The 10057-nt window shown below is 37.1% G+C and carries 12 protein-coding genes and 1 tRNA gene; 10 read left to right on the forward strand and 3 right to left on the reverse strand.

Features of this window, described 5'->3' with window-relative positions:
* Together Q0X66_RS14535 and Q0X66_RS14540 are read right to left on the reverse strand one after the other, a co-directional pair.
* Nucleotides 1–371 (reverse strand): Arm DNA-binding domain-containing protein (locus Q0X66_RS14535; protein WP_297707616.1); only part of this gene is annotated, 371 nt, incomplete at its 3' end.
* Nucleotides 372–587: 216 nt separating this feature from the next.
* A tRNA-Pro gene (locus Q0X66_RS14540) sits at nucleotides 588–661 on the reverse strand.
* Nucleotides 662–1043: 382 nt separating this feature from the next.
* On the opposite strand from Q0X66_RS14540, the gene Q0X66_RS14545 reads away from it, so the two are divergent.
* The 10 genes from Q0X66_RS14545 (at nucleotide 1044) to Q0X66_RS14590 (ending at nucleotide 9569) form a co-directional block, all read left to right on the forward strand.
* Nucleotides 1044–2120, forward strand: a complete 1077-nt coding sequence (locus Q0X66_RS14545) for a hypothetical protein (protein WP_297707617.1) — start codon at nucleotides 1044–1046, stop codon at nucleotides 2118–2120.
* A gap of 144 nt (nucleotides 2121–2264) precedes the next feature.
* A complete protein-coding gene (locus tag Q0X66_RS14550) occupies nucleotides 2265–2654 on the forward strand; it encodes a hypothetical protein (protein ID WP_297707619.1) in 390 nt (129 codons plus the stop codon).
* 15 nt (nucleotides 2655–2669) lie between these two features.
* Nucleotides 2670–3533: a DUF5777 family beta-barrel protein gene (locus tag Q0X66_RS14555; RefSeq protein WP_297707621.1), complete on the forward strand. Its 864-nt coding sequence runs from the start codon at nucleotides 2670–2672 to the stop codon at nucleotides 3531–3533.
* A 41-nt stretch (nucleotides 3534–3574) separates the two neighbouring features.
* On the forward strand, nucleotides 3575–3844 hold the full coding sequence (locus Q0X66_RS14560; protein ID WP_297707623.1) for a hypothetical protein: 270 nt from the start codon (nucleotides 3575–3577) through the stop codon (nucleotides 3842–3844).
* 22 nt (nucleotides 3845–3866) lie between these two features.
* A complete protein-coding gene (locus Q0X66_RS14565; RefSeq protein ID WP_297707625.1) occupies nucleotides 3867–4841 on the forward strand; it encodes a 4Fe-4S dicluster domain-containing protein in 975 nt (324 codons plus the stop codon).
* Complete coding sequence (gene nrfD / locus Q0X66_RS14570; protein ID WP_297707627.1) at nucleotides 4838–6154, forward strand: NrfD/PsrC family molybdoenzyme membrane anchor subunit; 1317 nt, start codon at nucleotides 4838–4840, stop codon at nucleotides 6152–6154. The genes Q0X66_RS14565 and nrfD overlap by 4 nt, the downstream gene beginning before the upstream one ends.
* Entirely contained in the window at nucleotides 6151–7020 is an 870-nt protein-coding gene (locus Q0X66_RS14575) for a hypothetical protein (protein WP_297707629.1), read from the forward strand. The genes nrfD and Q0X66_RS14575 overlap by 4 nt, the downstream gene beginning before the upstream one ends.
* Before the next feature lie 10 nt (nucleotides 7021–7030).
* Nucleotides 7031–7429 (forward strand): cytochrome c, encoded by a 399-nt coding sequence (locus tag Q0X66_RS14580; protein ID WP_297707631.1) that lies wholly within the window; start codon nucleotides 7031–7033, stop codon nucleotides 7427–7429.
* Between the two features lie 97 nt (nucleotides 7430–7526).
* Nucleotides 7527–8738 carry a hypothetical protein gene (locus Q0X66_RS14585; protein WP_297707633.1) on the forward strand — a complete coding sequence of 404 codons (1212 nt, stop codon included), beginning with the start codon at nucleotides 7527–7529 and terminating at the stop codon, nucleotides 8736–8738.
* A 3-nt stretch (nucleotides 8739–8741) separates the two neighbouring features.
* The gene (locus Q0X66_RS14590) at nucleotides 8742–9569 is read left to right on the forward strand and encodes a hypothetical protein (RefSeq protein ID WP_297707635.1); all 828 of its coding nucleotides are present in this window, start codon (nucleotides 8742–8744) and stop codon (nucleotides 9567–9569) included.
* A 68-nt stretch (nucleotides 9570–9637) separates the two neighbouring features.
* Here Q0X66_RS14590 and Q0X66_RS14595 read toward each other — a convergent pair.
* On the reverse strand, nucleotides 9638–10057 hold a 420-nt coding region (locus tag Q0X66_RS14595), incomplete at its 5' end, for a T9SS type B sorting domain-containing protein (protein WP_297707637.1).

The raw sequence follows: 10057 nt of genomic DNA on the forward strand, positions 1-10057 counted from the left end.
GAAGTATGCATATTGGAATTATGATATTTGATTAATTCAAGCAATGTTTTACCATCTTCATCTTCTCCCAAGTACTTTGCACGTATAGAGGAAGCAGTTACAAGCTGATTCTCATATAAGAGTTGTCTATGACACTCATGAATTTTGGTATATACTTGGTCAAGGTATTTATTGAGCGACTGGATATTTTGGGAATATCCCCTTCCTCTTTTCTTATTATTGTCCCAAAGCACACGAGGGATATCCCGATTTAAGCTCATTTCTTTGATTGTTCCATTAGATGTAATGCGAACATAAAGGATTACATTCTCGGAAATTTTTCTGTGTTTTCTGGTAAAGAATAATACTGATAATCTACTGTTGTTGTGCATGTTATACGTCTTTAAATTAATACTATAGGATGGTAAAGACGAAAGCAAAATACCTTCAAAAGCTACTTAAAGTTACAACAATATATGTGCCGAGAATTATCCCGTTACGCACACGATTTATATGATTTCAGATGATATTATATGATATCACAAAAAATAAAAAGTACTGAAAATCAATAGATTAACAGTACTTTGATACCACTTAAAAGTGTTAAGTCGGGATGACAGGATTTGAACCTGCGACCACACGGCCCCCAGCCGTGTACGCTACCAGACTGCGCCACATCCCGATTCTATTAGTTTTCTAATTCTTCATTTTTAATTCAAATCCTATATTCTTCAGGGCCTGCGACCACTCCGCCGTTTGGCGGCTTACGCTACCAGCCTGTCCCGCCACCGGCGGGAACAAACCACATCCCGAAAATAAGACCGCAAAAATAACAAAGTTTATTTTAAATGACCTGTTCTGTCTAACCATTATTTGATGTCTAAATATATATAAGTTTGTAACCTTAGTTGCGCTCAAAAGATTATTAAAAATTGACACTTGTTAATAACACATTGATATTCAGATTTTTAACTTTTTAAAAATATGATATTTATCATAATTTAAGTAAAGTTCCGGTCATAATTTTAACAGAAGATTAATAAACCGGTTAAATAGACAGTCTTATGAAAAATTTAAAATTATTAGGTTATCTGATGGTTTTTGCATCAGCTTTACTGTGTGTTCAATGTACCAGTGACGCTCTAGGTCCTCCGGGGGCAGATGGCGTAGATGGTATTGATGGTATTGATGGAATTGACGGGGTTGATGGTACTGCCTCTTGTGTGAGTTGCCACTCAAACGAAAACAGAGAACCTTTGTTTGCTTCCTGGGAACTATCAAAACACGGCACAGGCTTTATTGGATTTGCTGCTCCTAGAGCAGATTGTGCACAATGCCACGCGGAAGAGGGGTATGTAGATTATATAACTACCGGGTCCGTCAGGGAATATACATTAAATTTAATTGGTGTTGATTCTCTAGGTCTTGCCGTATATGATACTATTAACCCATATCCAAACGCTTCCCCATTAAACTGTACCACATGTCATGACAAACACAGCACCTTCGATTTTGAAAATGACGGTCCCGATTATGCATTACGAAATTCCGGTGCAGTAACTTTGGTTATTGATTCAGTTACGGTGATTGATTTTGGTGACGCCAGTAACAACTGTATTACCTGTCACCAACCAAGAAACAGCTATGAGATCCCGTCTAGTACCGGAGATTATGAAATTACCTCCAAACGGTTTGGTCCTCACCACGGTCCACAGGCTACAATGCTCGAAGGAATCATGGGAGCCAATATTGCAGGTTCTGAAGCTTACCCGGGCGTGGGATCTGCCACGCACAGGACAGGGGCTTCCTGTGTAAGTTGTCATATGGGAGAATCTTCTGACATTAACCAGGGATTACATTCCTGGGTTCCAAAAGATGATGCTTGTATCACTTGCCATCCCAATGGAGCTCCGGATGAAATTAATGGTTTCTCTGCGGATATGGCCACTTTAGAAGCCCTTTTAGCTGCAAATAATATGTTCGATGTGGATGGATACTATGTCCCCGGAACGTATTCCGCTAAATTGGCACAAGCCGCATGGAATTACAGGACCTTGCTGGAAGATCAAAGTAAAGGGATACATAACCCTGCCTATACAAGGGCATTGCTTAAAAACTCTATTGAAGCTTTACAAAATTAATAGTGGGATCTTCATTATGAATTGGTAATAGTCAATTGGCAAAACATAATGAAGGTTTTCCCCGGTTCTTCGGATATATATTGTGCTTTTCTTAAGAAAGGCAAATATACGAGCGCGAAAGGCCGGTTAAATAACAAAAATAAAATGAAAAAACTATTTCGATTAGCTCTGGTTAGCAGTTTAAGTTTAATGTGTTTTTCATGTTATTATGATGAACTATATATAGAAGAGATTCCAGAAATACCGGAGGATCAAGTAGTTTCATTTCAAGATGACATACAACCCTTATTTACCGCGAACTGTATTGGCTGCCATAACACTACTATCGCAAATCCCGATCTGCGAGAAGGCAATTCCTATAACGCAATTGTTCCAGAATATGTTATCGCGGAAGATGCCGAGAATTCTGAATTATATCAAAATCTACCTGGACTACCGGGTACCGATCATCCCGTCGAAACAAATTCTCCATTGGATGTAGAGGAAATTGCCTTAATAAAAGGCTGGATAGACCAGGGGGCTGAGAATAACTAAATAAAAACATGAAAAATGAAAAACTATAAAATAATCCTTTATGTATTTTTATTTAGCCCCTTCTTGATCTTCGCTCAGGAAAAAGTTAAAGATACCGTTCCTGTAAAACTGGAAAGAGCGGCATTTGAAAGTGCCTGGATCATCGATAACCCAACAAATGTGCTCTACAGCAAAAACACTATGGAGATACAAATGGCGCACAGGTTTGGAACAATTAATGGTGGAACGAACGATTTGATTGGGATATGGGCGCCATCTAATATTAGAATAGGCGTTTCCTATGCGGTTCATGACAGATTAACGCTGGGATTTGGAACTACCAAATTTGACCGCTTGCAGGATTTTAACTGGAAAGTGGCACTTTTAAGACAAACCCGCGGTAATGAAATGCCGGTAAGTGTATCTTACTACGGTAATTTCACCATCGATGCCAGGACAAAGGACAATTTTGTCAGGACTCAGGATCGCTATTCCTTTTTTCATCAGTTGATCATAGCCAAAAGGTTTACACCTGCCTTTTCCCTGCAAATAGCACCAAGTATTTCACATTATAACGCTGTACCCCCTAAAACAAGGAATGATAAGTTTGCCATTGCACTTAGCGGACGATTGAAGGTAAGTCCACAAACAGCTATTATTATTGACTATAGCCAGCCATTTACCCATCATCTGTTTCCGGATGCAGAACCAGAGCGTTTTTACCCCAAGCCTGGTATAGGGATAGGCGCAGAGTTTAGAACCTCTAGTCACGTTTTCCAGTTAATCATTGGCAACTATCACGGTATTGTACCACAAAAGAATTATATGTTTAATGAAAATGACTTTTTTGCCGGAGATATCTTAATAGGATTTAATATCACAAGACTCTATAATTTTTAATCTAAATCAATTATAAAACAAAATTTACTGAACAGAAAAGCATGAAAGATAAATCCAAAAACCGGCATAAAATATCAAGAAGACGAATCCTGCCCTTATTGGGAGGTACTTTCTTAGTGCCGTTTTTTGGATTTAATCAGCAAAAAGCCACCGTTGCAGATCTTCCTGAGGAAGAAGAAGAGTATGAAACTCTTTTAAAACCGGATGGCACCACTGTAAAAGTTAAAATAAAAGCACTAAAGAGTTCAAAGATTTTAAAGAAAAATATTTCCAATAGCTCCTTCCTTAACTGGTTGGGCAAAAAAATCTAAGGGTAATTAAGTAATTCTGATAATGGGCGATACTACTAAAAAAGAACGAAGGAAATTTCTTGACAAGGGGTTAAAAGTTGGCATTGCCGCTGCTCTTGGTGGTTTTGGGATCTCTAAAATCACTTCTAAATTAAATGCGAATAGCAAATCGGATTCTGGTGAGAAAATTGAATTAATGACCACAGATGGTACATTGATTGAAATAGATTCGTCAGAAGTCGTAGAAGTACAGCATTCTGAAGACCACGATAAAAAATACAATGTGCGGGAAGGAATGCCCCATCGTAAATTTGTTATGGTCATTGATCTGGCCAAATGTAAAAATGCCTTAAAATGCCAGCAATCCTGTAATAAACACCATTATATTACCGGAGATAATGCCTGGCTTAAGGTTTATAAAATGCAGGAATCAAAAGATACGGCTCCCTATTGGATGCCTACTACCTGCATGCATTGTGATCAGCCGGCCTGCGTAACGGTTTGCCCTGTTGATGCTACTTTTAAAAGAAAAGATGGCCTTGTTCTAATTGATAATGAACGATGTATTGGCTGTCGTTTTTGTATGGCCGCATGCCCCTATTCTACCCGTGTTTTTAATTGGAGTGAACCCAAACAGGAGTTTACTTTAGACATGGATATGTTGGAGCACCAATATTCGCCCGAGCATGGCGGCATGCCAAGTGTTAAAGGCACTGTAGATAAGTGTGATTTTTGTCCACACCAAGTTAAGAATAATGAGTTGCCACACTGTGTTACAGCCTGCCCGAATGGCGTTTTTTATTTCGGGGACAAATATGAAGATACGGTTACCAATGGAGAAGAAACACTCCGTTTGAGCAAATTGTTGGAAGATAAAGCCGGATATCGATTATTGGAAAACCTGGGTACTGAACCCAACGTATACTATTTACCTCCTGTTGACCGCTTGGTCGATTTTGAAGATGGGCTGGAACAGTTCACAGAATTTCAATCCGTTGAAAAACCAACTGAGGAATGAAAAACTTCGATGAAATAGTGCATGACCTTGCACCACGTAAATATGAAAAGCCGGGGATTATTTGGATTGTCTTTTTGTCAATCCTTATTGTTCTGGGTATTATCGCTTATATAGACCAACTTATACAGGGACAAGTGGTGACTAACATGCGCGACTATGCACTTTGGGGTATTTATATTTCCAATTTTGTCTTTTTTGTTGCTACCAGTTTCGTAGGATCCGTTACCGTAGCAATCTTACGCTTAAGTAAAAACGAATGGAGGACTCCTCTGGTCAGAATTGCAGAGATCATTACCTTGGCTTGTATCATCATGGCAGGAATTACAATAACCCTGGATATAGCAAGGCCCGACCGGTTATTGAACTTGTTTGTGCACGCAAGATTGCAGTCGCCCATTACCTGGGATATCATCATTATTCCCACATTTATGGTTATTAGTATTTTGTTACTCTATATCCCTCTGATACCGGATTTTGCAATCTTGAAAGATTATTTTGCAAAAACAAAACCCAAACTGAGTAAATTGTATGGGATTCTTTCACTAAAATGGACAGGAAGTCCTGCTCAAAAAGCCCTGCAAACCAAATCTATTAGATTAACGTCTATCCTTATACTATTAGCGGGAATCTTATTGCAAACGATCGATGCCTGGTTATTTTCTAGTACCTACAGAACGGGATGGGATAGCACCAATTTTGCCCCTTATTTTATTTCGGGGGCTTTTGTTGCCGGTATAGGGGCCTTGATTACAGTCATTTATTTAGTGCGAATAAGGAGAAAACTCGAAGACTATATTACCGATTTTCATTTCGATAAAATGGGCAAGATGCTTAAATTGGCTTGTTTTGTATACATATACTTCAACATCAATGAATATCTCATGCCTCAGTTTACGGCAAAAAAAGGGGAAACTGTGCATTTGGAAGCATTGTTTACAGGGCATTATGCACCCCTGTTCTGGATAGTGAGCATTGTAGGGTTGGTACTTCCCGCCATTGTTCTTATGTTTAAAAAAGGCCGAAAACCACTACCAATGTTTATAATTGGGATTATTGTGGTCATTGGATCCTGGTGGAAACGCTATATCATAATTACGCCTACCTTACTAGAGCCTTTTTTACCGCTACAAGGTGTTCCCGAATCCTGGTATTCATATTTTCCAAGCCTGCATGAATGGATCATCACTTCTGCGACTTTGGCTATGGCCCTGATGATCATAACGTTGTTGATTCGTTATTTACCTGCTGTTCCTATACAAAGGACTGTGGACGAACAAAAAATGGACATAATTGAAAAACCTTTGGAATCATGAAACACCTATTGAAAAGCATGTTGTTTTTATCATTCCTTGGGTTGTTTTTTTTGCCTATTGGATTAGAAAGCGTATTTGCACAGGAAACAGAAAAAAACAGGGTACGGCTAAAGCTCGATTATATAAAAATAATAGGGCAGGAAAGTTATTTGAACATTGGTGCTATTGCTAAAGTAGGAACATCTATGGAAGATATTCCGGGGCTCCAAATAGATGTATATTATGAATGGGAAGGTGAAGAAGTTGCGGTTGGCACAACTAAAACCAACATGGACGGAAAAAGCAAATTTGTACTTCCGGCTTTGGAAACTATGAAGGCCGATACCAGCAATACCTATACATTTGGTATATCTTTTAATGGTAATGATTTATTTAGAAAGGCCTCAAAAACAGTAAGCATCAAAGATGCAGCTATATCCACAGATCTGGTAACTAAAGATAGTATTAACTATGTGCAAGCCAAACTAACAGATGCCTCCACACAATTGCCATTAGCTGAACGATCTTTGAAAGTACAGGTCCAACGACTGATACATCCTTTAAGAATAGGTGAAGAATTTAATTATACAAATGAAAGTGGTACTATAATTGTACCTGTTGAAGCAGGGATTCCCGGGTTGGATGGAAATTTAACACTTGAGGTGGTCCTAAGTGATAGTGATGAATATGGTACAGTAAAAGCGGTTGTGGATGCCCCATATGGAGTACCCATTATTCAGGATACCAGTTTTGAAAAAAGAGCCTTATGGGGCCCCAGGAGCAAAACGCCCATTTTCATTCTAATATTTACCATATTTTTAATTTTGGCAACTTGGGGACCTATTGTATATTTAATTCGAAATCTTTATAAAATAACTAAATCTTAATATTGCTAACATGAAAGCACTAAAAATTGTAATGATCGTAGGGATTGTATCGATGGCATTCTATTCCTTCACAACAACTATTCAGGAGAAATGGATCGTTCCTGATAAATATGTAAATATGAAAAATCCAACAGATCCTGCTGTAGATCTGGACATAGGAAAATCATTATACAGCAAGCATTGCAAATCCTGTCATGGAAAAGAAGGTTATGGAGATGGTCCAAAGGCAAAAGATGTAGAAGGAGATTTAGGAGATTTTTCATCTGAAGAATACCAGGCACAAACCGATGGGGAATTGTTTTACAAATCCAGTTTTGGCTATAAAGATATGCCTGAATATACCAAAAAAATGCCTGATGATGAAGACAGATGGCTTATTGTTAATTATATGAGAACATTGGCAGAATAATGATCTAATACATTTAGTGCCAATAAATAATTTGAACACTTAAAGCCTCGTATATAAATATAAGGCGAATATTTAGTTTAAAGTTGAATCTTTTATTATGAGTAGGACCTTACGTTTTATAAGTATTTCGCATAAAACAGCTTCTGTTTCTAAACGAGAGGAATATCATATTTCAGATTGTGAAAAGAATAGTTTAATAGAACTTATCCATAATGCATATCCGGATATTGCAGGTCTTTTTCTTCTTACAACATGCAACAGAACTGAAATTATTATTGAATCTTCAGAAACTACGGCTGTAGAATTGCGGAATTTTTTGGTTAACTATAAAAAGCGAAATCTTGCTTTAGATAAAAACCTATTTAATCTCAGTAATTCAACTGAAGGTACCGTAAAGCATCTGTTAGAAGTATCATCCGGATTAGCATCTTCCATAGTAGGAGATGCGGAAATTATCCATCAGATCAGAAAAGCACATCAATTGGCAATAGCAAACCAATTACAAGGATCAATATTGGAACGGGCCATGCAGACTGTTTTTAAAAGCCATAAGCGGATAAGCAATGAAACTGAATTTAGGGATGGAACTACTTCGGTGGCTTATAAATCACTGAAAATGATAAGCGATACCTTCGGCAAAGGCCACAGGCAATCAAAAAAAATATTATTTATTGGGGCCGGCGATATTGTAAAGCAACTTTTTAAGTATAATTCCAAGTTTGACTATAATGATATCTATATAAGCAATCGGACCGAGGAGAATGCAATCCTTTTGGCAAAAAGATATGGTTGCAGCTTTTATCCATGGGAAAAAGTACTTCAAAATGAATTCAGTGGTTTTGACGTATTAATCAGTGCCGCAAGCAACTGTCATCGACTTATAAACAATATAGAAAATGACAATAGAAAATTATTATTAATTGATCTGGCACTTCCGAGCAATATAAATAAAGCCTTAATACAACAGAGCAATGTAACACTTTATGATCTCGATACAATTTCTGTAGGATTGGAAAACACTCGTGAAAGAAGGAATGCTTCCATTAGTAAAGTGGACAAAATCAATGAAGAAGAACTTCTGGGATTCAGCGATTGGTATCGGGAAGCTCCTTTAAGAGAATTTTTAGCTGAGCATAAAATTTTAGTAAATAAAAAGGTAAAGGCCTATTATAAAGCTAATGGTATTAAAGAAGATGCTACAGAAATTACACAATCTACGAACAGAGTTATGAGAAAACTCATAAAGCATTTCGAAGAACCATTAAAAACGGATGAATTGGATACTATTATTGCCGAACAAATTTTTTAAGAATTGAATTCAAAAAAAAAGAAACTAAGTATTATAATTTCTGTTTTTAACAACAAAAAGTATACAATTCCTATGAATTACAAATCTATTCTTCTTATTTCTGTATTTTTTATTTTCTTAACTGGCTGTAAAAGAGGCCCTAAAACTGTAGAGCCCTTCTCCATTGCCAATAAATCTTCAGGAATTTCATCTTCAGATATTGTGGATAACGAAATCCATGAAATAAAAATTCTTGAGATAATCCCTGCATCTAATTATGTATATCTAAGAGTTAAAGAAGACAAGGATCAGTTTTGGGTAGCAACTAAAAAAAGTGAGATTAATCTTGACTCAACTTACTTCTATCGCGAGGCTTTGCTAAAAACTGAATTTAAAAGCAAAATACATGACAGGGTTTTTGACTCTATTTGGTTTGTTACTAAACTAGTAACACAGATGCATGGCGCCAAGTACACAATCGGGACCTTCGATAAACCTCAAATTAATAAGGGTAAAGAAGAACCCGTTGAAGTGACTTCGGACGAAAATAAAAATATCAGTTATAAAATTTATCCTGAAATTTCGGCCTTCTTGAATGATCCGAATAAGTTTGAAGGACAAGCTGTCCAAATAAAGGGAAGATGCGTAAAAGTGAATAACAATATCATGAATAAAAACTGGATTCACCTTAAAGATGGCAGCCAGGATGATTTTGATCTTATTATCACAACCAATATGTCTGCACAGGAAGGTGATATTATCACGATACAGGCCGTTGTAGCCCTTAACAAAGATTATGGAGCTGGCTATTCATATGACTTAATTTTAGAAAATGGCGTCGTTTTAAACTAGTATTCCTTAAATAAGTAAAAAGGTATCTATTATTTATAGATACCTTTTTTTATGAGTTAACAGCTGTATTATCTATACAGTGTAAAGTGTCCAACATACTGTTGCCTTTCTTTATCATTGGCATTAACCACATACCAGTAGTCTCCTGAAGGCAATTCATTTCCATCATATTTGCCATCCCATCCGGATACCTGATCCAATATGGCTACTACCCTGCCGTAACGGTCATATATCTTGACTTCAATATTTGGGAAAAAGTCTCTGTTTCTTGGAAACCATAATTCATTATTGTTATCTCCATCAGGTGTAAAGAAATTTGGAATTTCAAGCATCCCGGTAAAATCAAAAGGTATTGCTATTATTGCTTCACAGCCCCCCTGGTCTCTAACCATAATATTTACTATGGCATCCTCATTGGTCTCATAGACATTTACATCAGCATAAGATACTCCCTGGAAGAAATATTCATAACCTCCATATCCGCCCAT

Origin of the sequence: uncultured Eudoraea sp., from assembly GCF_947260015.1 — a bacterium.
Taxonomy (GTDB): Bacteria; Bacteroidota; Bacteroidia; order Flavobacteriales; family Flavobacteriaceae; genus Eudoraea.